The sequence below is a fragment of the Burkholderia sp. LMG 13014 genome (assembly GCF_905232215.1).
Classification (GTDB): Bacteria; Pseudomonadota; Gammaproteobacteria; order Burkholderiales; family Burkholderiaceae; genus Burkholderia.
Genome location: NZ_CAJNKE010000004.1, coordinates 1 through 23,428, shown reverse-complemented (window position 1 = coordinate 23,428; position 23,428 = coordinate 1). Strand labels below are relative to the sequence as shown.

27 protein-coding genes and 1 pseudogene are annotated in these 23,428 nt (G+C 64.6%); 21 read left to right on the top strand and 7 right to left on the bottom strand.

Features of this window, described 5'->3' with window-relative positions; genetic code table 11:
* Position 1: 1 nt before the first annotated feature.
* Genes JYJ84_RS01265 through JYJ84_RS01200 form a run of 14 tightly spaced genes read left to right on the top strand, consistent with a single transcriptional unit; the run spans position 2 to position 8,468 of the window.
* Positions 2 to 448, top strand: a complete 447-nt coding sequence (locus JYJ84_RS01265) for a phage GP46 family protein (protein ID WP_205182643.1) — start codon at positions 2 to 4, stop codon at positions 446 to 448.
* A 1-nt stretch (position 449) separates the two neighbouring features.
* Positions 450 to 1,613, top strand: coding sequence for a baseplate J/gp47 family protein (locus JYJ84_RS01260; protein WP_205182641.1), 1,164 nt, complete (start codon positions 450 to 452; stop codon positions 1,611 to 1,613).
* A 6-nt stretch (positions 1,614 to 1,619) separates the two neighbouring features.
* Positions 1,620 to 2,261 carry a YmfQ family protein gene (locus tag JYJ84_RS01255; RefSeq protein ID WP_205182639.1) on the top strand — a complete coding sequence of 214 codons (642 nt, stop codon included), beginning with the start codon at positions 1,620 to 1,622 and terminating at the stop codon, positions 2,259 to 2,261.
* Between the two features lie 10 nt (positions 2,262 to 2,271).
* The gene (locus tag JYJ84_RS01250; RefSeq protein WP_240201811.1) at positions 2,272 to 3,243 is read left to right on the top strand and encodes a hypothetical protein; all 972 of its coding nucleotides are present in this window, start codon (positions 2,272 to 2,274) and stop codon (positions 3,241 to 3,243) included.
* 15 nt (positions 3,244 to 3,258) lie between these two features.
* Complete coding sequence (locus JYJ84_RS01245; protein ID WP_205182637.1) at positions 3,259 to 3,837, top strand: hypothetical protein; 579 nt, start codon at positions 3,259 to 3,261, stop codon at positions 3,835 to 3,837.
* Between the two features lie 17 nt (positions 3,838 to 3,854).
* Entirely contained in the window at positions 3,855 to 5,411 is a 1,557-nt protein-coding gene (locus JYJ84_RS01240) for a glycosyl hydrolase family 28-related protein (protein WP_175017103.1), read from the top strand.
* A 3-nt stretch (positions 5,412 to 5,414) separates the two neighbouring features.
* Entirely contained in the window at positions 5,415 to 5,807 is a 393-nt protein-coding gene (locus JYJ84_RS01235) for a hypothetical protein (protein ID WP_174958048.1), read from the top strand.
* 60 nt (positions 5,808 to 5,867) lie between these two features.
* Complete coding sequence (locus tag JYJ84_RS01230) at positions 5,868 to 6,050, top strand: hypothetical protein (RefSeq protein WP_124679947.1); 183 nt, start codon at positions 5,868 to 5,870, stop codon at positions 6,048 to 6,050.
* Positions 6,051 to 6,059: 9 nt separating this feature from the next.
* The gene (locus JYJ84_RS01225) at positions 6,060 to 6,629 is read left to right on the top strand and encodes a glycoside hydrolase family 19 protein (protein WP_174958049.1); all 570 of its coding nucleotides are present in this window, start codon (positions 6,060 to 6,062) and stop codon (positions 6,627 to 6,629) included.
* 38 nt (positions 6,630 to 6,667) lie between these two features.
* Positions 6,668 to 6,982 (top strand): hypothetical protein, encoded by a 315-nt coding sequence (locus JYJ84_RS01220; protein ID WP_174958050.1) that lies wholly within the window; start codon positions 6,668 to 6,670, stop codon positions 6,980 to 6,982.
* Positions 6,982 to 7,311 (top strand): hypothetical protein, encoded by a 330-nt coding sequence (locus JYJ84_RS01215; protein WP_174958051.1) that lies wholly within the window; start codon positions 6,982 to 6,984, stop codon positions 7,309 to 7,311. The genes JYJ84_RS01220 and JYJ84_RS01215 overlap by 1 nt, the downstream gene beginning before the upstream one ends.
* Positions 7,312 to 7,320: 9 nt before the next feature.
* On the top strand, positions 7,321 to 7,755 hold the full coding sequence (locus tag JYJ84_RS01210) for a hypothetical protein (protein ID WP_174958052.1): 435 nt from the start codon (positions 7,321 to 7,323) through the stop codon (positions 7,753 to 7,755).
* Positions 7,752 to 8,153, top strand: a complete 402-nt coding sequence (locus JYJ84_RS01205) for a DUF1353 domain-containing protein (protein ID WP_174958053.1) — start codon at positions 7,752 to 7,754, stop codon at positions 8,151 to 8,153. The genes JYJ84_RS01210 and JYJ84_RS01205 overlap by 4 nt, the downstream gene beginning before the upstream one ends.
* Positions 8,154 to 8,201: 48 nt before the next feature.
* Positions 8,202 to 8,468 carry a hypothetical protein gene (locus JYJ84_RS01200; RefSeq protein ID WP_240201810.1) on the top strand — a complete coding sequence of 89 codons (267 nt, stop codon included), beginning with the start codon at positions 8,202 to 8,204 and terminating at the stop codon, positions 8,466 to 8,468.
* A 168-nt stretch (positions 8,469 to 8,636) separates the two neighbouring features.
* Here the strand turns inward: JYJ84_RS01200 and JYJ84_RS01195 are convergent, their stop codons facing one another.
* Positions 8,637 to 8,954 (bottom strand): hypothetical protein, encoded by a 318-nt coding sequence (locus JYJ84_RS01195; protein ID WP_174956175.1) that lies wholly within the window; start codon positions 8,952 to 8,954, stop codon positions 8,637 to 8,639.
* Between the two features lie 51 nt (positions 8,955 to 9,005).
* Here JYJ84_RS01195 and JYJ84_RS01190 point away from each other — a divergent pair, with 51 nt between their 5' ends.
* Together JYJ84_RS01190 and JYJ84_RS01185 are read left to right on the top strand one after the other, a co-directional pair.
* Positions 9,006 to 9,881 (top strand): LysR family transcriptional regulator, encoded by an 876-nt coding sequence (locus JYJ84_RS01190; RefSeq protein WP_046548044.1) that lies wholly within the window; start codon positions 9,006 to 9,008, stop codon positions 9,879 to 9,881.
* A gap of 98 nt (positions 9,882 to 9,979) precedes the next feature.
* Positions 9,980 to 10,264 carry a transcriptional regulator gene (locus JYJ84_RS01185; protein ID WP_175219785.1) on the top strand — a complete coding sequence of 95 codons (285 nt, stop codon included), beginning with the start codon at positions 9,980 to 9,982 and terminating at the stop codon, positions 10,262 to 10,264.
* 70 nt (positions 10,265 to 10,334) lie between these two features.
* Here the strand turns inward: JYJ84_RS01185 and JYJ84_RS01180 are convergent, their stop codons facing one another.
* The 4 genes from JYJ84_RS01180 to JYJ84_RS01165 all read right to left on the bottom strand — a co-directional run bounded on the left by JYJ84_RS01180 (position 10,335) and on the right by JYJ84_RS01165 (position 16,281).
* Positions 10,335 to 11,078: a transporter gene (locus tag JYJ84_RS01180; protein ID WP_175219783.1), complete on the bottom strand. Its 744-nt coding sequence runs from the start codon at positions 11,076 to 11,078 to the stop codon at positions 10,335 to 10,337.
* Between the two features lie 77 nt (positions 11,079 to 11,155).
* Positions 11,156 to 13,921, bottom strand: a complete 2,766-nt coding sequence (gene mgtA / locus JYJ84_RS01175; RefSeq protein ID WP_175219781.1) for a magnesium-translocating P-type ATPase — start codon at positions 13,919 to 13,921, stop codon at positions 11,156 to 11,158.
* A 47-nt stretch (positions 13,922 to 13,968) separates the two neighbouring features.
* The gene (locus JYJ84_RS01170; protein ID WP_205189109.1) at positions 13,969 to 14,271 is read right to left on the bottom strand and encodes a hypothetical protein; all 303 of its coding nucleotides are present in this window, start codon (positions 14,269 to 14,271) and stop codon (positions 13,969 to 13,971) included.
* 366 nt (positions 14,272 to 14,637) lie between these two features.
* Positions 14,638 to 16,281: a S8 family peptidase gene (locus JYJ84_RS01165; RefSeq protein ID WP_174976795.1), complete on the bottom strand. Its 1,644-nt coding sequence runs from the start codon at positions 16,279 to 16,281 to the stop codon at positions 14,638 to 14,640.
* Between the two features lie 421 nt (positions 16,282 to 16,702).
* Between JYJ84_RS01165 and JYJ84_RS01160 the strand changes: the two genes are divergently transcribed.
* The 3 genes from JYJ84_RS01160 to JYJ84_RS01150 all read left to right on the top strand — a co-directional run bounded on the left by JYJ84_RS01160 (position 16,703) and on the right by JYJ84_RS01150 (position 19,888).
* On the top strand, positions 16,703 to 17,599 hold the full coding sequence (locus JYJ84_RS01160; protein WP_122947293.1) for a glutamate/aspartate ABC transporter substrate-binding protein: 897 nt from the start codon (positions 16,703 to 16,705) through the stop codon (positions 17,597 to 17,599).
* Between the two features lie 492 nt (positions 17,600 to 18,091).
* Positions 18,092 to 19,345 carry a multidrug effflux MFS transporter gene (locus JYJ84_RS01155; RefSeq protein ID WP_122947291.1) on the top strand — a complete coding sequence of 418 codons (1,254 nt, stop codon included), beginning with the start codon at positions 18,092 to 18,094 and terminating at the stop codon, positions 19,343 to 19,345.
* On the top strand, positions 19,346 to 19,888 hold the full coding sequence (locus JYJ84_RS01150; protein ID WP_122947290.1) for a GNAT family N-acetyltransferase: 543 nt from the start codon (positions 19,346 to 19,348) through the stop codon (positions 19,886 to 19,888).
* Between the two features lie 39 nt (positions 19,889 to 19,927).
* Here JYJ84_RS01150 and JYJ84_RS01145 read toward each other — a convergent pair whose 3' ends face one another.
* Positions 19,928 to 20,617, bottom strand: coding sequence for a hypothetical protein (locus JYJ84_RS01145; RefSeq protein WP_175219779.1), 690 nt, complete (start codon positions 20,615 to 20,617; stop codon positions 19,928 to 19,930).
* Between the two features lie 332 nt (positions 20,618 to 20,949).
* Here JYJ84_RS01145 and JYJ84_RS01140 point away from each other — a divergent pair, with 332 nt between their 5' ends.
* Positions 20,950 to 22,377, top strand: a complete 1,428-nt coding sequence (locus tag JYJ84_RS01140; protein WP_175219777.1) for a YgcG family protein — start codon at positions 20,950 to 20,952, stop codon at positions 22,375 to 22,377.
* Between the two features lie 81 nt (positions 22,378 to 22,458).
* Positions 22,459 to 23,085, top strand: coding sequence for a LemA family protein (locus JYJ84_RS01135; protein ID WP_175219775.1), 627 nt, complete (start codon positions 22,459 to 22,461; stop codon positions 23,083 to 23,085).
* 23 nt (positions 23,086 to 23,108) lie between these two features.
* On the opposite strand, the pseudogene JYJ84_RS01130 reads toward JYJ84_RS01135, so the two are convergent.
* A pseudogene (locus JYJ84_RS01130) lies at positions 23,109 to 23,428 on the bottom strand (penicillin-binding protein 1C); the annotation flags it as partial.

Here is a 23,428-nt window from a genome sequence, read left to right as displayed (position 1 = left end):
CATGTCCGACATCACGGTAATTTGGGACGTTGATAACAGCCGCGGAGATTGGGAATTCGTTGCCCCTGCTCTTGTTACTGGGAATGACCTCGCAAGCGCCGTCCTCATCAGCTTGTTCACCGATAGGCTTGCACACTCGGATGATGCGATTCCCGACGGCTCCGGTGATCCGCGTGGATGGTGGGGCGACGTTGGTGAGGCCGCACCAATCGGTTCAAGGCTATGGCTGCTCGATAGATCGAAGCAGACGCAAGAGGTTTTGAACAACGCTCGGGACTACATCCTCGAAGCGTTGCAATGGCTTATGGACGATGGAGTCGTCGCGAGCATCGACGCTCAAACGCAATGGGTGCGGGATACGTTTCTCGGCGCCCAGATCGCCCTTTATCAACCCGCCGGCCCGAACATCACGCTGACATACGCGTGGGCTTGGAAACAGCTCTCCTGATATGCCATTTCAACGAAAGACGCTCTCCACCCTGATGGCAGAGGTGGCTGCAGACATTTCGTCTGCGCTTCAAGGGGCCGACGCACTGCTGCGATTCGCTGTTTTGCGCGTGATCGGAAAAGTCCAGGCAGGGATGTCGAACCTTCAGTTCGGTTATCTGGACTGGATTGCGAAGATGGCCGTCCCTTTCACAGCGGAAGATGAATATCTGGAAGGGTGGGCGGCGCTCAGGAAAGTGTTCCGGAAGGCCGCGTCGCCGGCACAGTTGACTGCTCGGTTTATCGGAACGCCGGGGAAACCTCTTAGCGCTGGCGCGCCTGTAGTGCGTGGGGATGGGGTTTCGTATACGACGGTCGCCACGGGAACAGTCGGCTCTGACGGAACGGTCGTGGTGACGATCATTGCTGCCGTTGGCGGGGTGGCCGGGAATGCTGATCCAGGAACCGTGGTGTCTCTTGGAGTTGCGATCGATGGAATACAGACGGCCGGATTGATTGTCGGCAATGTCGCCGCCGGGTCTGATATTGAGAACGACGATGGCTTGCGCGAGAGAATGCTCGAGGCATATCAGAATTCGCCGCAGGGTGGAGATGAGCAAGACTATGTCGGATGGGCGAAAGATGTTCCCGGTGTGACGCGCGCGTGGTGCGCGCCAAACGGATTCGGTGCTGGGACGGTTGTGATTTACACCATGTGGGATAACGCGGAAGCGCCGCATGGCGGTTTCCCGCAGGGAACAGACGGGGTATCGCAGTTCGATAAAGGGCCGGGTGGCATTCCGCGAGGAATAGTTGCCACTGGAGATCAACTCGTCGTCGCCGATTCGATCGTAGTTGAGCAGCCCGTGACGGCTCTCATTTATTCGTGTGCGCCGATCGCGAACAATTTGACCATTTCTCTTTCCGGGTTGGCGGCGACGACGGCTGCTACTCGAGCAGAGATTGCTTCAAATATTGCTGACGTCCTGTTTCGCAATGGAGATCCACGTGGAGGAACTGTCAACCGCGATGACATCTCGGCGGCGATCCGATCTGTTTCCGGAACGAGTGGATTCTTGATTTCACTCATTCAAGGTGTGGTCGGTACGACCACAACGACATATCCGGGGAATATCGCCAGCGGATTCGGCCAACTTCCGGTACTGGCAACCGTGCTTTACGTATGAGGCATCATGCTCGCACCGAATCTCACAGCGGCCAACTTTTTGAAGGCGCTTCAGGGGTTGATGCCACGAGGGCGCGTGTGGCCTCGTGCGTCTGACGCCGTTCAAACGCAGGTTTTGCGTGGGCTGGCGCCGAGTTACGAACGGCAGACCGCGCGGGCCAACTATCTACTTGTCGACGCATTCCCTCCGACTGCATACGAACTGCTGCCGGAATGGGAGGAATCGCTTGGCTTGCCGGATCCATGTGCTGGACCGGCGCCGACGCTTCAGCAGAGGCGCGCTCAAGTAGTGGCTCGTTTGGCGAACAGCGGTGGCCAATCGATTCAGTTCTATATCGATTTTGCGAAGAACCTTGGTTTTGACATCACGGTTACGCAGTTTTCGCCATTTCGCGTTGGGCAAAACCGCGCCGGGGACTCTGTTTGTTCGGAGGCCTGGGCATATGCATGGCGGGTTAATGCTCCGGCTGTGACGGTCAAGTATTTCAGGGCTGGCCAATCCGCCGCCGGTGAGCCACTGGCGGCATGGGGGAATGCTGTTCTTCTCTGTGAATTGAATGCGCTGAAGCCCGCTCACACGCTCCTCATCGTCGCGAATCCTGGATTCCTCGACCGGACGTTCACGCTCGACTCGACAACTCTCTCGTAAGGGAAATCTCATGTTTCGAACCGATCAGGCAACCGCCGTCACGGCGTTGCCTGTGCCGGCTGCTGCCGGCACGCCTGGTTATTTCACCGGCGGCAATCCGGCGACTGGACAAGCCGCGACGATTCTCGATGCCGACTGGCTCAACATGATTCAAGAGGAGCTGATCAGCATCCTGACCGCTGCCGGGGTAGCGCCCGGCAAAGCGACTTACAACCAGGTGTTGGCGGCGCTGCAAATCTTGTTTGCGAGTGCCTCTGGGAATCCCAATGCGCTATTCAAAGTCAAGACGGCAAACCTCGGGGATAGTAGCAACAATGCTGCGTCGACGGCATATGTGTGGGGAGCGCTGGGTAACTACGGGAGCTTCTTCCCGTTCAGTGCAGCATCCCAACAGCTGACGGCGTCGCAGTCCGGAGACCTGATCTATTTCTTCGGAACGAATGCCGGAGTCGTGACGCTTCCCCAAGGCACGTCGCTTCAGGGGCCGAGTGCGCGCTTCGTGATCTACAACGGCAGCCTCGCGAATCTCACGGTGAGTGCTTTTGCCGGCGATGTCTGGCAGAACTGGGCGCGAGCCAGCGAAGTTATCGGCCCGGGTGATTCGATCGAAGTTGCATGGTCGGGCGGCCAATACTTCAATGTCGTCGGTGGTACGGCGGCCCTCAAACGCTCGTCGCTGTTCGCGGCCAGCGTCGGCCAGAGTGGCTGGGAGAAGCTCCCGAACGGAACGATCCGCCAGTGGGGCGTCGTGACAGTAACGAATGCCTCGGAGACGGGCAACACCTTCAACTTTCCGATCGCCTTCCCGAACGCATGTTTCGTGTTGAACGGCAATGACAACGGTACGCCGGCGACGGGCGGTAATGGCGGGAAGACGATCGGCATCGGCGCAAATAGCAACAGCCAATTTTCCGTGAATGCGCTGCTGAACAACGTGTGGCAATCCGGCGTCATCGTGGGTTGGGAAGCGATCGGTTGGTAACCGGGAGAAATTTGTATGGAACAGAAGCTATCAGGTCAGAAATATGCGGCGTATGAAGCGGATCCCGGTCCGATCATCGGGTTCTACGACAGCATCGTTAGCCCAGTTCCGAATGGGGTGAGCGCGATTGCGATCACTGACGACGAATGGCAGCAGGCCGTGGAAACGCACGGCTACACCGTGTCGAATGGTGCGCTCGTAGCGCCTGCCGCACCGACGGCTGCGCAGCTGCTCGCGCAGGCTCAGACGATGCAGAACGCAGTTCTTTACGCGGCGTGCTCGGGCACGATCACGGCGGGGTTTTCGTCGAGCGCGCTCGGGTCCACCAGCAACTATCCGAGCACGCTTGTAGACCAGGCGAACCAGAACACCGTGGCAGCTTGCCAGTCGGGCGGGATGCTTTGGTGCGAGGCCGGCGGGACGTGGTCGTTCAAGTCGCACACGCAGGCTCAGGCGCAGGCCGTTGTTTCGAGCTTCGCAGCGTGGCTCAACAAGTGCCAACAGCAACTCGCGGCATTGACTGACCAGGTGAACACGGCAACCACCGTTCAGGCGGTTCAGAGCGTCGCCTGGGTGGCGCCGAGCGGTTCGTAACAAGGGGCGAAACTAGCATGAAAATTCTCGGCACGAGGCTTCGCGTCATCGCAGGTTCCCTGGTCGCAGCAGCAATGTCCGTTCCAGCGTATGCGCAGTTTGTTTCCGGACAGCTTCTTACTGCAACGCAACTGAACGCTGCTTTGCAGACGGCGTCGATTCAAAACGGTGCGATCAACGGCGCCACGATCGGCAACTCGCGTCCGAGTTCTGGCGCGTTCACGTCGCTTGCTGCATCGACGTCGAATCCATCGTTGCTTTTCAACCTCGGCGGTGTGGGTGCAAGCGATCGTGCATTGCAGGCGATTCTGCAGGAACAGAAAATTTCGGTGATCGCATTCGGTGCGGACCCGACCGGCACGCGGCCGAGCGCGACGGCGATTCAGAATGCGGTCAACTTCGCATGTGCATCGCCGTCGCAGAAGACCGTGTATGAGCCGCCGGGCACGTTTCTCTGGGATCACAACGTTACGATCAACTGTCCGGCCGTGAAGCTGATCGGCGCGGGCGGTGGCGGATACAACGACAACTCGCCGAACATCAACGCGACGACGATCAATCGCTGGGTCGGCCCGCAGGGCGGTACCGCGCTGACGATCACCCCATCCAGTGATCAGAAGACGGAAGACAACAGCGTCATGGGGATTTTCTGGGATGGCAACAATTCCCTTGGTGGTATCGCTGTCAATCTGGTTTCGGCGCGGTACGGGACTTACGACATTCGTGCAGCCCACTGGGCGACTGCCTTTGTGCAGACGGATATTTCGCCAGCGGCAACGGAGAACTCGGACGTCACTGGAAACATTTTCTACAATATTTCCGGGTATCAGACGCTTCCGACCGATGGGTCGGTGCTCATCACGAACAGTGCCTTCAACCACAATGCCTGCTGGAATCACTTCTTCCTGATTCAAGCCGTTTATTTGAATTCGCCCGGTGTCGTATTGAACGGTGACGACAGTGAGCGGTTCGATGTCATCAATCTCTACAACGCGGACAACGGCACTGCGAAGGGTCTCGTGCTCAACGGCTCGAACACGTCGCCGTATGCCAATACGCGTCATAACACGTTCTATCTGGTTGGCACGGGGGGCAGCCAGCGCGGCAATCAGGGTGGCGTGTATTCGCAGGGGCTCGACGCGTCCGGGAACCCGCTCGCATATCCGGCAACGGGAAACAATATCGTCTGGTACGACGCCGAGAACTCGCAGGCGATGCCGACGATCGATCCCGGATCATCGCTCTGGTGGAGCGAGGACAATGCGCCGGCCGGGATGAGGCAGTTCTATTACACGAGCAGCCCGGTTGGATATGTCCAGGTCGACAATTCCGGAAAGATCACGCAGGCCGGGCAGATCACGATCCCGGCAGGCGGGACGAGTGGCTCGTTCACATTCCCCATCTACCAAGGCAATACGACGGCCGGGTTCCCGCATGCTGTCGTCAGCGTTCAGGCTACGCCGACGACAGCCGCGGTGCCATTCTGGGTGTCGGCTACGAATACGGCCGTGACGGTCACGTCTGGCTCGCCGGATTCCGCGCTTACGTTCTCGTTCAAGGTTGAGGGGTATTGACCCATGCTGAAGAAGATCCTTGCGGGGTTCGCGCTCGGCTGCGCATGCTCGATCGCGCTCGCCCAGTCGGTGATCCCGTTCTACATCCCGAGCGCGAAGATTGCCGCGCTCAACCTTACCGCGACGTCCGTGCAGGTCAACGGGACGACGGTGCTCACGTTCGGCAGTAGCGGCGTGTCGGTCGGTATCGGCGTATCGCCACCACGATCGACGTTGGACGTCGGCGGCCCGATCAAGACGCTCGGCTATACGGTTTCGACGTTGCCGACGGGCGTGGCAGGCATGCGTGCGTACGTGACCGACGCGACGAGCTGCACCTTCATGAGCTCGCTGACGGGCGGAGGCTCGACGGTCTGCCCGACGTTCTACAACGGCACCGCGTGGCTCGCGGAATAAAAGCACACTGCTACGAATGCGGGGCGCCTTAGGGCGCCCTTTTTCATTTCCGGGGGATGAATGAAGAACGATCTCGCGACGAGCGCGGTAAAGGCAGCGCCGGCGGTGGGTGGGAATTTTTGGTTGTGGCTGACGAACCACGACATCAATTGGTGGGTAGCCGTTGCGACGATCGCATACATCGGGCTGCAGGCGTTCTACCTGATCAGGAACAAGGGCAAGAAAGCCCTGTTGGATACGTGAGGACTGGCGATGACACCTGACATTCTCGCGAGCGCGCTGCAGATCCCGCTCGCTCGCGCGACGCCGTGGGCTGACCCGCTCTCGGCCGTGATGGCACTGTATGCGATCGACTCGCCCGCGCGGCAGGCCGCGTTCCTCGCACAGTGCGGGCACGAGTCGGGCCGGTTTCAGTGGCTCCGGGAACTCTGGGGGCCGACGACCGTGCAGCGCACATACGAGCCGCCTTCGACGAAGGCAACGGCGCTCGGCAACACGCAGCAGGGTGACGGGTTTCGCTACCGCGCCGGCGGCCTCATCGGAATCACCGGGCGCTACAACTTCCGCGTGATGGGCCAGAAGATCGGTGTCGACCTCGAGGGGAACCCTGACCAGATCGTGCAGCCCAGCATCGCGGCCGAAGCGTCCGCCCAGTTCTGGGCCGACAACGCCCTGAGCGCATTCGCCGACGCAGGCGACTTCCTGTCGATCAGCCGCGCAATCAATCTCGGAAACGCACATTCGACGGCGACGCCGAACGGCATGGATGACCGCTTGGCGCTCTGGGTGTCCTGTAAGGCGGCGCTCGGCGTCGCATCGTAACCCGCCGCACCAGCGGCATTTTCAAGGAGATGTCCCATATGAACCCGTGGATGAAGTTCATCGCTGCAGTTTTGCTGTTCGCTGCCTGGCTCGCGCTCGTGTTGCTGCACTTCGTGCCGGCGCAGTCGCTCGTCGACGCAATCGGCTATACGTTGGCAGGCCTCGGCGTGTACCACGCCGCTACCGGCCCTGCAGGTCCGATCGTGACCGCGCTGGCCGGTACGGCGGAGTTCGCGCCGATCGAGTCGCCGCAGCCTGCGGCGCTTCCGGCCACCGATCCCGTTTCCGCGGCCGCGACGCCGACGCCTGCGGTCCCGGTGCCGCAGGCGTCCCCCGTGCCGACGATCCAGTAATGCGCAAGATCGTATTTCTGGTCACGTGCCTCGCGCTCGCCGGATGCGACTCGTTGCGCTATGCCGGCATCGCGCGCTATGAGGTGTCGCCGCTCGTCGACGCGGGCGGCACACCGACAGGCTGCTGCGTGTTGCGTGTCTTGAACGGTAAGCAGATGGCGACCGTCGAGGCGACGTTCACGCACCAGTCTGACAGCAGCTACACCATCTCGCTCCGCGAAACCGACGTCGAGGCGTTCGCAGGGCAGGCAACCGCCGCGTCCGCGGCATCCGATGTCGTCGGCGCGGCTACGGCCGCCGCAGTGACGGCGCTCAAGACCCTCAAGTAAGGAAATCCCATGAAGCGTTTTTCGATGCTGTTCGCGGCAGGCGTTGTCGCGTCCGCTGCACTGCTCGGCGCATGTTCGTCGGTGACCGTGCAAACCCCGTCGCAAGTCGCGGGGAAAGTCTGCCCGCTGCTTCAGGCCGAGATCGGCACGCTGATGCAGGCCGGTGTATTCACCGGCGGTGCTGCGGCGACGCTCGACGAGAAGATCGTCCCGGGCGTCGATGCGGTGTGCGTAGCCGGCGCGTCGGTCACGCAGGTCAATCTGCAATCGATCTCATCGGCCGTCGCTCCGCTTCTCATTTCGCTCGTGAAGGCGTCCGGGCTGTCGCAGTCTGACCAGGTCACGGCAGTGCTCGCGATCGGTACGATCAAGGGCATGGTCGACGTTGCCTTCCCGCCGATGGTCGCCACTGCAGCGCCGGCGAGCGGGGTGGTGCTCAAATGAGCAAATTCCTGTCGCCGCTTCAGGTTGAACTGATCAGCGACGCCACGAACAGTGGCCGGGGAACGTGGCGCCTGACGGCGCCGCTGGCCTATCAGTCCGACGTCGCACGGCAGGTGTTTGTCGTGCCGGAGGGATTCGAGACTGATTTCGCCTCCGTTCCTCGAGCTCCGGTGGCCTTTCTCCTGACGGCCGATAGCGCGCATGCGGCCTCGGCGGTGCATGACTTCCTCTACACGGCCCCGCATCCGGTATCGCGCGAAATCGCGGATGCGGTCCTGAAGGAGGCGTCGATTGCCTCTGGCGTCCCGGCATGGCGGGCGTGGCTGATGTGGGCTGGCGTGCGGATCGGAGGCGCCGCTCATTGGGGGCCAGGGGCTTGTGCGACATCGTCGCGCTGACGGCTTCGCAATGATCGCCTAGACTTCCGTCGTCACGATGGAGGTCGCATGGACAAACCCGAGATCGATTGGAAGAAGGCGCCGAAGAATGCTCGCTGGTGGGCTATCGATGAAAACGGCGAGGCGCGGTGGTACATGACACCTGACGTCGCGCCATTCACAAATTTCTGGTTCGCAGAAGAGAAGCCTGCTCCCCGATTCGGATTTGTCGGCGATTGGCGAACAAGCCTGACGGAACGCCCATGTGCCCAATCTGTGACCGGGGCCAAAATCAACGTCTCACAAACGTCCCAAAATTCAACAAAACCTAAATAGCATGCGTTTTGACCGGCGCGTGGCTATTGGTTAAAAATCAATGGGTTGCGCGATTCATGCTCGGATCGATATCGCCGACCTGGCGCTCGGGTAAGCGCATCGCGCATTTGACGTCGCGCGCGATGGCGGCGACCGGCATGAAAAGCATGCACGGGTGCCGCACGCCATTCAACGTGGCCAGTTGCGCCGCGACACCACCGCGAAACTGATCGCGATCGAACCGGTCACCGGGCGCGGCGGCGCGTCGTTCAGCGTGGTCATCGCGTCCACGGCGTCGCCGAAGCGAAAGCGGCGGCCGCGGCCGTCAGCGCGTTCGGTACGCTCGACTCGCTCAGCACGACGTTTCGGCGCGCGCAGATCGGCTGTCGCGGCGCGCTTGTCGATGGCGGCCGGTGCGCACGAAGTGTCGTCGGGCGGACATTCACAGACGAGATCAAGGGACATGACGGTCGATTCCGGAAAGGGCATGTCCGTATTGAACGTCATCGCATTCGATCGGTAAAATGAATGTTTCTATCGTTACGATTCCTTTTAAGAATGGAATTGAAACTGCTGAGAACGTTCCTGACTGTCACCGAGCTGTGTCATTTCAGCCGCGCGGCCGATGCATTGCACATGAGCCAGCCGGCACTGAGCAAGCAGATCGGTGCGCTCGAGGCGAGCCTGGGCGGCAAGCTGTTCGAGCGCGGCCGGCACGGCGCGGAGCTCACATCGTTCGGCGAGCGCTTCCTGCCCGACGCGCAGGCGCTGGTGCGCGATGCGGACGAGATTCTCGCCCGCGCGCGTGAGCTGTCGAGCGGGCAGCGCGGTCATTTGCGGCTGGGTATCTGCTTGTCGGTGCTCACGCTCGTCCCGAAGCTCGTCGCCGAGTTTCGCAGCCGGAATCCTGGCATCGCCGTTACGCTGAGCGACCTGTCGTCCGCGGAGCAGACGCGTCGGTTGCGCGCGGGCAAGCTCGACGCCGGGTTCCTGCGCCTGCCGTCGGACGAGGGACTGTCGTCGTTCAAGGTGATCGACGAGGCGCTGGCGCTGGCGGTGCCGCCGCATCTCGGCCTGAAGCGCGTGCCGGCCGATCTCGGCACGCTCAACGAGATTGGCTTCATCGCGTTGCAGCGTGCACGCGGGCAAGGGTTGGCTGCGCAGGTGGACCGGTGGTGCGTCGAGCGCCGCTTCGTGCCGCACGTGACGCAGCAGGCCGAAGACGTGCAGTCGGTGCTTGCGTCGGTCGCGGCCGGCGCGGGCGTCGCGTTCATTCCGTCGCGGGCGCAATATCTGCTGCGTGACGCGACGGTATTGCCGCTCGACGGCAAGGACGCGAAGTGGCGCGTCGGGCTCGCGTGGCTGTCGGACCGCGACGATCCCGTCACCACACGCTTCGTGTCGTTCATGCGTGCCGCGATCAAGAATGCATGATGGACGAAGCGGTATAGTGTCCTCAGCCGGTGGCGGTCGCCCGATCGCGTGCCGGATGCCCGAACGAAAGCCCCAGTCTCGCTCACCGACCGCAACCCATGACTTCAGAATCCGACGACTCCCCGCTCGATCCCGCACTCGTCGCGACGCTCGCGACACTGAACGGTGCCGCGAGCGATCCGGCCGGCAAGACCTGGTCGCTGCCGAAGATCGCGAAACGCACGCAACTGCCGATGAGCACGCTGCGCCGTGTGCTGACGCAGCTCGATGCCGCGGGCCTGAGCGCGACGACGCTGAACGAGGACGGCACCGGCAGCGCCGCGCTGACCGACGAAGGGCGCGCCGTGTGCGCGCAACTGTTCGGCGCGAACGACGCGCAATAGAAAACGGGCCGCTGGAAGCGGCCCGTCGTCTTTCGGCTCGGTATGCGGTTCGATGCGGGGTATCGGCTCGTTACCACCGCACCGTCACGCCGCCCATCACCGAATGATCGTAGGTCTGGTCGTTCAGCCCGCGCCGGTAGCCGATGTCGAGATCGAGCCACGGCTTCGGCGAATAGATCGCGCCCGCGATCACGAACGCCGGATTCGCGCCGGCACCGCTTTCCGGGTTGCGCGACGTGCCGATGTCGGCCACGATCTGCAGCGTGTCGGTCGCCTTGTAGATCGCCGCGCCCGACACGGCCCAGATCGACGTCAGGTCGCCCTGGCGATTCGGCTGGTACGTCATGCCAGCATTCGCGAGGAACGAAAACCGTGCGACGTCGAGCTGCGCGAGCAGCGTGGCGCCGGCACCCACGCGGCCGGTGCCGAGTCCGCGCCGGTCGTTGCCGGTCGGCGCGGTCAGTTTCGGCTTCAGCGCGATCGACAGCGGGCCGCGCTCGACGAACCGCCATTTCATGCCGATCTCGACATCGCCGATCCCGGCGCCGTTTTCATCGGTGCGCGTCTGCAGATGCGTGTAAGGCGCGTTCACGTAGAGATCGACGTGGTCGCCGAATCCGCGCGTGAGCGTTGCATTCCACAGCTGGTGGCGGCCGTTTTCTTCCTGTTTCGAGGTTTCCTCGGCGTTGAATTCGAACTGCCAGTTCGCGTTGCCCTGCGTGCCCGTGTCGTCGCTGACGAGCGGATGGGTGGCGAGGGCATCGAACGGCGCGAGGAGGGCGCTCGCGGCTGCGAGCGGAAGCATTCTCTTCATTGGATCACCTGTCGTGCGTGGCGAGCCGGCCGGCCCACGCCGGGGAGCGCGGGCCGGCCGGCTTCAGGCCAGGACCATCAGAACCACTGCTTGTAGCGGCGCACGTAGATCGTCTTGACGATCTGCGCGAGCAGGATGTAGCCGACCATCGTCGCGGCGAGCCACAGCCAGAAGGTGCCCGGCAGGTGCATGAAGCCGAGGGAATCCGCGAACGGCGAGAACGGCAGCCAGCAGCCGATCGCGATCGCGGTGAACGTCGACAGTAGCACCGGCAGCGCGGCCGTGCTTTGCAGGAACGGGATCTTCTGCGTGCGCAGCAGGTGCACGACGAGCGTCTGCGACACGAGGCTCTCGATGAACCAGCCCGAGTTCATCACGATCTGGCCGCCGGTGCCGCCGTTCAGGTGATACATCGCACCCGCGCCGAACACGGTCCACATCAGGATGTAGGTCGTGATGTCGAATACCGACGACGTCGGCCCGACCCACAGCATGAAGCGGCTGATGTTGCCGGCTTCCCACTTGCGCGGCTTCTTCAGGAACTCGGGATCCATCTTGTCCCACGGCAGCAGCATTTGCGACGTGTCGTAGATCAGGTTCAGCACGAGCAGCTGCGTCGCGAGCATCGGCTCCCACGGCAGGAACGCGCTGGCGACGAGCACCGAGAACACGTTGCCGAAGTTCGAGCTCGCGGTCATGTTCAGGTACTTCAGAATGTTGCCGAACGTCTCGCGGCCCTTGATCACGCCTTCCTCGAGCACCATCAGGCTCTTTTCGAGCAGGATGATGTCGGCGGTTTCCTTCGCGATGTCGGCGCCGCTGTCGACCGAGATGCCGACGTCGGCGTCACGCAGCGCGGGCGCATCGTTGATGCCATCGCCGAGGAAGCCGACCGTGTGACCGTTCGCCTGCAGCGCCTTGACGATGCGCGCCTTCTGCAGCGGCGTCAGCTTCGCGAACACGGTCGTGCGTTCGACGACCTGCGCGAGCGTCGCGTCGTCGAGCGCTTCGATTTCCGTGCCGAGCATCGGCTTGCCGGGTTCGAGGCCGACCTGGCGGCACACCTTCATCGTGACGATCGGGTTGTCACCCGTCAGCACCTTCACCGCGACGCCGTTTTCGCGCAGCGCGGCGAGCGCCGGTGCGGCCGATTCCTTCGGCGGATCGAGGAAGGTCAGGAAGCCGCGCACGACGAGGTCGTGTTCGTCGGCGGTGCGGTACTGCTGGCGCTCGTCGCCGCGCGGGATCGTGCGCGTCGCGAGCACGAGCACGCGGAAGCCGTCCTCGTTGTACGCGCTGGCCTGTTCGAGCAGCCGCTTGCGCGCGACGAAGTCGAGCGGGCGCACGCCGTCTTCATCCTGCACGTGCGTGGAGACGGCCAGCATCTCCTCGACCGCACCCTTGCAGATCAGCAGGTGCGTGCCGCGCGCATCCTCGACGACGACCGACAGGCGGCGCCGCACGAAGTCGAACGGCAGTTCGTCGATCTTCTTGTAGCCCTGCGGCTTCACGCGCTCGCCGATCTCGTCGGCACGCGCGACGACCGCGATGTCGATCAGGTTCTTCTGGCCGCTCTGGTAGAAGCTGTTCAGCCAGCCGAGCCGCAGGATTTCCTCGTCCTTGTGACCCGACAGGTCGAGGTGATGTTCGAGGATGATCTTGTCCTGCGTCAGCGTGCCGGTCTTGTCGGTGGACAGCACGTCCATCGCGCCGAAGTTCTGCACCGAGTTCAGCCGCTTGACGACGACCTTGCGGCGCGCCATCGCGACCGCGCCGCGCGCGAGGTTCGCGCTGACGATCATCGGCAGCATCTCGGGCGTGAGGCCCACCGCCACCGCGAGGGCGAACGTGAGCGCGCTCAGCCAGTCGCCCTTGGTCAGCCCGTTGATCATGAACACGATCGGCACCATCACGAACATGAACTTGATCAGCAGCCAGCTCACGCTCGAGACGCCGCGGTCGAAGCTTGTCTCGATGCGCTTGTGGCTCACGACGTTGCGCGCGAGCGAACCGAAGTAGGTGTCCTCGCCGGTCGCGACGACGACGGCCGTCGCCGTGCCGCTGACGACGTTGGTACCCATGAAGCAGACGTTCTCGAGATCGAGCAGCGATGCCGACGTATCGGTCGCAGCGGCAGCCGCGCGCGTGCCGGCGAATTTGCCGGCGACCGCGCCGAGCGTGTCGTACTTCTCGACGGGCAGCGCCTCGCCGGTCAGCACGGCCTGGCTGATGAACAGGTCGCGCGACGCGAGCAGGCGCACGTCCGCCGGAATCATGTCGCCGGCCGACAGGTGCACGATGTCGCCGGTCACGACTTCGCGCATCGGCACCTCGCGGCGGGCCGGTTCGGACGTGTCGGTCACCGAGCGCTGCACGGTCGCGGTCGTGCGGACCATCGCCTTCAGCTTCTCGGCCGCGCGCAGCGAGCGGAATTCCTGCACGAAGCGCAGCAGCGCGCTGATCGTGACCATCGTCAGCAGGATCGTCATGCCGACATAGTCGCGATCGTCGGGTGCCGCGAAGTAGACGTCGGTGAAGAAGCTGATGGCGGCCAGCACCAGCAGCACGTAGACGAACGGGTTGTGGAACGAGAGCAGCAACTGGCGGGTCCAGTGCGGCGGCTTGTCGTGCGCGATTTCGTTCGGGCCGTAGTGCTGCAGGCGGTCGGCGGCCTGGTCGTAGGTGAGGCCGCGCGTGCTGGTGTGCAGCGACTTCAGCGTGTCTTCGAGCGGGCGGGCCGCTTCCTGCGCGGCGCGCATGATGCGCGGGTCATTCTGCGGGCCGGTGCCGGCCTTGATGAAGCCACGCTGTTTCTTTTGCGATGTGTTGTGTCGTGTCGTCATGAGTCGCTCCTTGCGCACGAGTCGGCGGGCGGGGAGCGACCGTGACGTTATCGACGCACGAGCGCTTCCCGCCGCGTCGCGTCGGGCGCGATCGGCTGTGGATCGGTGAAGGCGGGAACGCTCGCCGGCGCGTGCGGTGCGGCCGAAGGGGCGATGTGCAGCGTCGCACCGGCGAGCGGTAATCGACTACTGTCGTCTGAGTTCATCTGCACTCCTGTCGGTTGCGGATAATCGGCGCGGGCGATCGACAGCGACGCACGCACGAAGGCGCGCGGCCGGACGGCACGCGAACGGAAGGCGCGCGCGGCTGACGCTGCGCGCAACACGAATGCACGCGCGCGACGGCGCATCGCGTGCATTCGACAACAATGAAAATTCGGCGGGAGATCTGGCCAGTCAGGCCGGAAGGACGCCGCATCCTGCTTCCCGGGATGCGGCAGAAGACGAGGCTCTGCGCGTTTTCCTCAGGCAGCAGTCAAGTTGGTCAAGCACCAACTACAACTCGCATCGGTGTTCACAGAACACTCCATGTAATTAGACGGGAGCGATGGTAATGGGTCGCTGTGCGAAGCGTCAACCCTTTTGTCAGTCGTTATTTCGAGAAATGTAATCGAGTCGATGCGCGAGCGGAGAAACGCCGGATCGCCGCCCATGAAACGGCCGCGCGCATGCGAGATCGGCATGCGCGCGGCGGCGTCGAAGCAGGGTGCCGGTGACTAGTTGGCCGACGCGACGGCGGCCCCTGCATCGAGGATGCCCGAGCCCGCCGGCATCGCGGTGCACGACGTGCCGGCCGCCAGCTTGGTCGTGCGCGTGCCGCCCTGCAGCTTCTGCTGGATCTGCGCGGGCGTGAGATTGCCGTTCACCGACAGCATCAGCGCGGCGACCCCCGACACTTGCGGCGTCGCGAGGCTGGTGCCGTTCGCGAGGCCGTAGGTGTCCGAGCCCGGCGTCGTGGTGCCGGTATTCGACGTCGACAGGATGTTGACGCCCGGTGCGCTGAGCGTGACATCGGCGCCGAAGTTGCTGAACGACGCGCGGCGGCCCGTCGCGTCGGTTGCGCCGACGCTGATCACGCCGCGGCAGTTCGCGGGCTGGTCGAGCCCGGTCGACAGGCCGTCGTTGCCGGCGGCGACGACGACGGTCACGCCCTTCGCGGTCACGTCGTCGATGGCCTGCTGGAACGTCGTGCTGCACGCGCCGACGCCGCCGAGGCTCAAGTTGATGACCTTCGCGGGCGTCGGGTTGTTCGGTACGCCGCTGACCGGAATGCCGGCTGCCCAGCGCATCCCGTCCGCGATGTCGCTCGTCGTGCCGCCGCACTTGCCGAGCACGCGAACCGGCAGGATTCGGCCGAGCCACGATATGCCGGCGATGCCGGCGCCGTTGTTCGCGGTCGCGCCGATCACGCCCATCACGCGGGTGCCGTGCCAGCTGCTGTCGCTCGGCTGCGGCGCGCAGTTGTAGTACGGACCGTTCGCATTGCTGAGTTCCTGCTGCGTGACCCAGTCGCCCGGATCGGTTGCGTCAGGGCCGCGCGTCAGGCCGTTGTTGCTGGTGTTGACGTTGCTGATGAAGCTGTAGCCGGGCATCAGGTTGGCGGCGAGGTCGGCATGCGGCCGGTAACCGGTGTCGAGCACGGCGGTGACGACGGTCGGCGAACCCTTGGTCACGTTCCAGGCCGGCGGCATGTCGATGCCGGCGGTCGGGTCGGACAGGTACCACTGCTGGCTGTACAACGGATCGCTCGGCGTATCGCGGATCTGCATCGGGTGATCCGGTTCCGCGTAGTCGACGTCCGAATCGGCTGCGAATGCCTGCGCGAGTGCGGCCGCGTCGGTGGCGGCCATGCGCTGGCCGAGCGACAGCACGGCTGCGCCGCTCGAGATCGTCCGTTCGACCTGCACGTTCACCGGCGCTTGCCCGACCGTGCTCGCATAGGCGCGTGCGCTGCCGGCGACCGGCGCCGTCCAGCGCGTCATCGAGCGCTGGATCACGGCGTCGAGCCGCGTCCCGTTGTCGATGGCCGCCATCGCACGCGTGGCCGTCAGCGTCTTGAGCTTGACGATCAGGTGATCGATCGGCGGTTCGGCCGGCGCGGTCTGCGCTGCCATCTGCACGGCGGCCTGTTGCGTCGCGCATGCATTGCTGCCGGTCGTGGTGGGAGTGGGAGTGGGTGTCGGGGTGGTCGGAGCGGGCGTCGGGGCCGGCGCCGCGTTGGAGGAAGACGGGTTGCTGCCGTCACCGCCGCCTCCGCCGCAACCGGCGAGGGGTAGGAGAGCGGCGGCTGACAGCATGCCGGCGAGCATGCGCGCATGTGCGGAGCGCGCCAGCGCGAAATTGAAACGTTTGGCTCTCATGTTGAAACTCGATCCTCGTAGATAACCGTCGTGCCGGCGGTGGCGCTGGTCCGGCTGACCCGGACCTTGTCTTTTTTTTCTGACGGTCGCGGCAAGGTTGCTGCGACGCGCCATGCACTGGGTAACGGCCGGCGTGGCGGCTTCTTGAGTACGTTTCACGAGAAAAATCCGCGGGCGCGCAAACGATTACGTTGGTGCGTTGCAGCATGAACGCGCGTTTGGAACGTGTGGCACAGAAGGTGGGGCGAGTCCACGCGTGGCCGGTCGGGCGAAACCTGCGCCGCGGGCCGGTTTGCGCGGCACGGCAAACGTCTTTCAACGGGCGGCCACGGTGGAAGGTTGTTTACGCTTTCCCTGATTCGACGCGAATTTTGTCGAGCGTACGATCGCGATTCGATCAACGTTTCGTCAGGAGAAAAGCATGGATCGCCGCTTACGCTGGCTGGCCGTCGCGCTGTCCTGTGCGCTGGCGGGTACCGCGCACGCGCAGGCCCTTACCGGCACGCTGAAGAAGATCAAGGACACGGGCGTCGTGTCGCTGGGCATTCGCGAATCGTCGGTGCCGTTCTCGTATTCGGACAACCAGCAGAAGAACATCGGCTATTCGCGCGACATCGCGTCGCGCATCATCGACCAGTTGAAGACGGAACTGAACGTGCCGAATCTCGCGGTGAAGGAAATCCCGATCACGTCGCAGAACCGGATTCCGCTGCTGCAGAACGGGACGATCGATTTCGAATGCGGATCGACGACGAACACGCTCGAACGGCAGAAGCAGGCCGCGTTCTCGAACAGTATCTTTTTGTACGGCATCCGCTTCAGCACACGCAAGGATTCGGGCGTGAAGGATTTCGCGGACCTGGCCGGCAAGACGGTCGCGACGACGGCCGGCACGTCGGACGAGCGCCTGCTGCGCAAGCTCAACGAAGAGAAGGCGATGAACATGACGATCATCAGCGCGAAGGATCACGCCGAAGCGTTCATGAACGTCACGACCGGGCGCGCGGTGGCGTTCGTGATGGACGAGCCGCTGCTGTACGGCGAGATCGCGAAGGACCGCAACCCGGGCGCGTACACGGTGACGGGCACGCCGCTCGTCCACGAGAACTACGCGTGCATGATGCGCAGGGACGATCCGGCGTTCAAGCATGTCGTCGACGGCGTGATCGCGAAGATGCAGACGTCGGGGGCGGCCGAGAAGCTCTATAACCAGTGGTTCACGCAGCCGATTCCGCCGAAGGGCGTGAGCCTCGACTATCCGCTGTCGGCGGAGATGAAGCAGCTGTTCAGGAATCCGACGGATCAGGCGCAGTATTGATCTGGATGCGGTGCTGATCGACGTTTGATCGTGAAAAACCGCCGGCGCGTGCCGGCGGTTACGGTGCGGAAGGTGGGGGGCGCGAAACGCGTCGGGCCTTGATTTCCGGCACGCGCGCAGCCGGCACGGCCGGTGGTTGCTGGCGCTGCCGAAGGTGCCGGCGGCCAGGCCGGCGCGATGACGGGTATATCGCCCACGGCGCCATCGCGAACCCGACCGGGTGCGGCATCGGCATAGCGCGTGCGTTGGTGAGCGCGACGTGCCGGAGGGCCATCGGGTGCCGGCTCAAGTCAGGATAAAAGCTGCGGACGCCACGCCGATAGCGGATTTCCTGGCACGCCGCAATCGGCATTCAACCTCGTCCACGCCAGGGGAATCCGGCTGCGTGACCGGACAACAGGCACAATACGGCATTCGCCACGACGCACGCGTGTTCGCAGTTCAAACATCGCACGGCTGCGTCACTGCTGTCCGTCATCCTTCCCAGTCGTCATGAACGCCACGCTCACTTCCGCGCGCGAGTCGAACTCGCCGCGTTTCCTGCTGTTCCTGATCTGCCTGTTCGCGTCCGCCGGCCAGCTCGCGATCGACATCTACGTGCCCGCGCTGCCCGACATGGCGCGTTCGTTCGCGACCACGCCACAGGCGATCCAGTCGAGCGTATCCGGCTACATGGCGGCCTACGCGCTCGGCCAGCTCATCTTCGGGCCGATCGCCGACGCTTACGGCCGCAAGCGCGTGCTCGCGTTCGGACTCGTGATCTACACGATCGGCTGCCTGCTGTCGCTCGGCGCGCAGAACCTGGAGACGTTCGTGTTGGCACGCTGCCTGCAGGGCTTCGGCATCGCGACCACCAACCTGCTCGCGAAGGCGATCATCACCGATTCGTTCTCCGGCCAGGCGCTGATGCACGCGTTCACGTACATGTCGATCGCGTGGGGGCTTGCGCCGATCATCGCGCCGGTGATCGGCGCGCACCTGCAGGAATGGTTCGGCTGGCGCGCGTGCCTCGTGTTCCTGCTGGTGTACTCGCTGGCGATGTGGGCGCTGCTGTGGCGTTACCGCGAAACCTTGCCGAAACCGGTGCATCTCGAACCGCGCACGCTGATGACGAACGCGGGCAAGGTGCTGGCGAGCCCGGTGTTCCAGAGCTGCTTCCTGGCACAGGGGCTGTGCTACAGCATCCTGCTCGTGTTCAACATCGTCGGGCCGTTCATGGTGCAGACCACACTGCACAAGCCGCCGACCTTCTTCGGCTATCTCGCGCTCGGGATCGGGCTGATGTATTTCCTCGGCGGCCTGTCGAACCGCATTCACGGGCGCGGGCTGCCGAGCGCCGAGCAACGGCTGCGCATCGGCGCGCGCGTGATGGCGGGGGCGTCGGTTGCGATGCTGGTGCTGGCGCTCACAGTCGGGCTGCGCGTATGGACGCTTGCGACGCCGGTGCTCGTGATGGGCTTTTGCGCGGGCGCGATGTACCCGACGCTGATGGCCAAGGGCAATTCGCTGTTCCCGCATATCGCCGGCCTGACGAGCGCGATCCTCGGCTGCGCGCTGCTGCTCGTGTCGTCCGCGATGATGGGGCTGGCCGGTTTCGTGTCGATCCATGTCCTGACGCCGCTCGCGGTGTTCTTCGTCGCGCTGTCGTGCATCGTCGTGTGGATGGTCACCAAGCTGCTGCGGTACCTGTCGCAGCAGCAGGCCCAGGCCGCGTCCGTCGTGTGCGGGAACGGGGAGGCCGCTTAAGTGCCGCCCGTCGACCGACTCAACCCCTCGATCCTGCTGAACCGCGTCGCCCGAACCGACGGCGCCGACCTGATCGCCGCCAACCGCGCGAGCCGGAGCCACCATTTGCCGTGGGTCGACTCGTTCACCGACCAGGCGGGATTCGACCAGTGGTTCGCCCGCTGCCTGACGGGGCCGAACGTCGGCCTCGTCGCCCGCGAGCGCAGGTCCGGGGCGGTGGTCGGCGTGGTGAACCTCAACGAGATCGTCGGCGGCGTGTTCCAGAGCGCGTATCTCGGGTACTACGGCATGGTGGCGTTCAGCGGCCAGGGGCTGATGACCGAGGCGCTGCGCGCGGCGATCGGCGTCGCGTTCGGCGAACTCGGGCTGCATCGGCTCGAAGCGAACATCCAGCCCGGCAACCACGCATCGATTGCGCTGGTTCGGCGGCTCGGATTCACGAAAGAGGGTTTTTCGCCGCGCTATCTGCGCATCGGCGGCGAATGGCGCGACCACGAACGGTGGGCGCTGCTGGCCGACGGCGAGCCCGAAGCGCGCGCCTGACGCCCGATCCCGGGCGAGCTTCTTCCCGCCGCCGGCCGCTTACAGCGGATGCGCCGCGCCGGCCTGCGTCAGCAGCGAAACGGCAACCGGATCCGGCATCCCGTTCGAGTCGATCGCGCCGGCTTTCGCGAGTGCGACGAGATCGCTGTCGACGCCCGGTTGCCCGACCGTGAACGACGTGGTCAGGTATGCCGGCGCCGCGAGCGTGACCGAATAGCGCTGCTGCAGGTTCGTCACCACGGCCGATTGTGCGGCCTGTACGGTGTTCGCATTGTTCATCGCCTGCTGGTAGCGCGAATTCTGCTGGAAATTGCCGATCAATGTGGCCGTGTTCGTGCCGAGCTGGGCGGCGAGATAAACCAGCATCAGCTCGGTCTCGGGCGTCGTATTGAACGTGCCGCCCGCGTACGCGAGTGAATGCAGGCTCGTGCCGCCCGACGTCACGGTGATCGCGCACGGCAGCACGGCATTGACCGTCACCTGGTAGTTGCCGCCGCCGTCCGTCAGCGTCGTCGCCGAGCCCGTCACGCAGCTGACCGCCACCTGCGCGCTGGCGAGCGCGTCGCCCGTCGCGGCGGTGCCCGAGAGCGCGACGGTCTGCGTGTTGTTGTTGAAACAGGCATCCACGCCGAAGCAGGCATCGCCGCCGCACGCCTGAAGCGTCGCGAGGGTGGCGATGCAGAGCGTGCCCAGCGCGGGGCGGATGAAACGGCTGGGGTGAATGTTCATGGTCGCTGGCCTTGAGGAGAGTGGGGCAACCGGTAGGCGCCGGTGAGGCGGTGCCGTTCATATTCTAGGTCCCGAAACGGGGGGCTGCTTGCCCGGTTGGTCCGCTTGGCTCGCTTGCGGCCGCTTGCGGCCGGGGGCGACCTGCCGTCGAGCGTGTCATGCGCTGCACGGCATTGCCGGCATCGGGGCGATACGACGGCAGACTGAAATGACGAGGTCCGGAAGTCGGCCGGAAACCTTTCAGTTCCCTTCGCGATTGGTTATGCTGCGGGACGATTAAAAACGACGAGAGAACGCGCCGCGCCCGATGGAGCCGGCGCGCCGTTTCCGACATGAACTTGAAACGACAGACGGGCCGGCCGGGCCCGCCGGCTGGCGAGGGCGAGCCGGCATCGTGGGCAGGCACGACCCGAAACGGCATTCCGCACGCACGCAGCACGAAGGGCGACGCCCGGAGGCCCGGCTTCTGGAAGGCCACGGCCTTGCTGGCGGGTGCGGTCGTGCTGTTCGGTGGTGCGGCCATTGCAGCGCCAACCGAAGACGGCAGCAACGCCGTCGCGGCATCGTCGGCCGCCACGCCATTTAACCCGTCCCAATCGGCCTGCACGCACGTGGCCGCGGCGGCGGCCTATCCGGTCGCCGCAAAACCCGAAGCCGCACCGCCGCTGAAAGGCCGCGTGACGGACACCACGGGCGTGCTGAGCGCCGCCTGCGCATCCGAGCTGACCGACCGCCTCGCTGCGCTCGAACGACGGCTCGGCGTGCAGATCGCGATCCTGCTGGTCGGGTCGACCGGCCAGTCGACGATCGAACAGTTCGCGACCACCGTATTCGACCATTGGAAGCTCGGCAAGGCCGAGGTCAACAACGGCCTGCTGCTCGTCGCCGCACTCAACGACCATACCGTGCGGATCGAAGTCGGCTACGGGCTCGAAGGCACGATTCCTGACATCGTCGCGGGCCGGATCATCCGTGAGCGGATCGTGCCGGCATTCCGCGAGAACCGTATCGAAGGTGGCATCAGCGATGCGGTGGACGCGCTGGCACGCGAAATGATGCCGGCGGACGTCGCCACGCCGGAGCAGGCGGCACCCGCGACGGCGCCCGGCGGGCGCGACGACGCATACGAAACGGCCACGGCGACCACGACGGATGCCACGAATACACCGCCCCGTGACGCCCGGACCGGCGGCGAACAGTACCAGCCGAACGGCCTGCCGGTGCGGAAACATGCGAACACGGGCGGCGTGCGGTTCTGGTTCCTGCTCGGGGTGGCCAACGTCGTGCTGGGCGTGGTCGCGCAGTGGCGCCAGCTGCGCCGCCGGGTGGCGCTGCTGGCGGCGTGGCTCGTGGCGGCCGTCGTACCGATCGTGATGCTGCCGGTCGGCACGATCTTCAACGGCAATCTCGAAGCAATCCTGGGCGCCGCGTTGTTCGTCCCCGCGGCGGCCGGTGTCGCGCCGTGCCTGCTCGGCATCAACCTGTTTCTTTCGGCGCGCGTGCGCAAATACACGGCGATCGTGGACGGGACGCTGTTCATGATCATCGCGATCGGGCGCGAGATGGATTATTCGGTCGAGGAAGTGCTGTCCGGCCTCTTCGGCGTGCTGTGCGTGCTCGCCGTGATCTGGGCGAAGTTGATGGGCATCGGCTCGTCCTCGTCGTCTTCCTCGTCCGGCTCCCGATCGCGCTCGAGCGCCGATTCGTTCCGCGGCGATGGCGGGTCGAGCGGCGGCGGCGGTGCATCGGGCCGCTGGTAGCCACCCGCGCGCAGCGTGCCTGCGCCCCCGTTTCTTTTCACCTATGGCTCCACCCGGAGCGTTCAACCGGAAACATCGACAATGAAATGGTTTCGAATCCTGCTCGTGTGCTGCGTGCTGGCTCCGCTCGCGGGGTGCGGCTATAACGCGATCCAGTCGTCCGACGAGAACATCAATGCCGCGTGGTCCGAAGTGCTGAACCAGTACCAGCGCCGCGCCGACCTCGTGCCGAACCTCGCCGCGTCGGTGAAGGGCTACGCGGCGCACGAGGAACGCGTGCTGACCGAGGTGGCGTCCGCCCGTGCGCGCGTGGGCAGCGTGCAGATAACGCCGGAGATGGCCAAGGATCCGGCCGCGCTCGCGGCGTTCGACCAGCGGCAGGGCGAGCTGTCGGGTGCGCTGAGCCGGCTGATGGTGGTGTCCGAGCGCTACCCGGAGCTCAAGGCGAACGAAGCGTTCCGCGACCTGCAGACCCAGCTCGAAGGCACGGAAAACCGCATCGCGGTCGCGCGCGGCCGCTACATCAAGACCGTGCAGCAGTACAACGTGCAGATCCGCCAGTTCCCGGGCGTCGTGATCGCGAAGATCTTCGGCTACCAGCCGCGCCCGAACTTCGGCGTCGCGAACGAGGCGGCGATCTCGACCGCGCCGGCACTCGACTTCTCCGCGCAACCGCAGTCGCCGAAGGCGAACGCGGCCGCCGAGTAAGGCCGGCTCACCCGCTCAGGCGCTCAGGGCTTGCGCGCGGCCGCCTTCGCGAACGCGCCGCGCACCTCGAAGCTGATCGCGTCGGCCACATTGCCGCGCGCATCGACGAGTTCCAGTCGGTGCCGGCCCGGCCACGGCATCCATGCGATGCGATCGGCGTGCCCGATCACCTTGTCGTCGAGCCGCCACGCGAACTTCGTGGCGCGCCCGGCCGACCGCTCGAACCAGATCCGCTGGTTCTTCGGCGGAATGTCCGGATCGATCGCGAAGATCGTGCCGTCGGTCGGCGTGCCGATCGTCAGCGGCGCGCGCGCGCCGTCCTTGCCCGGCGTGACGGGAGCGG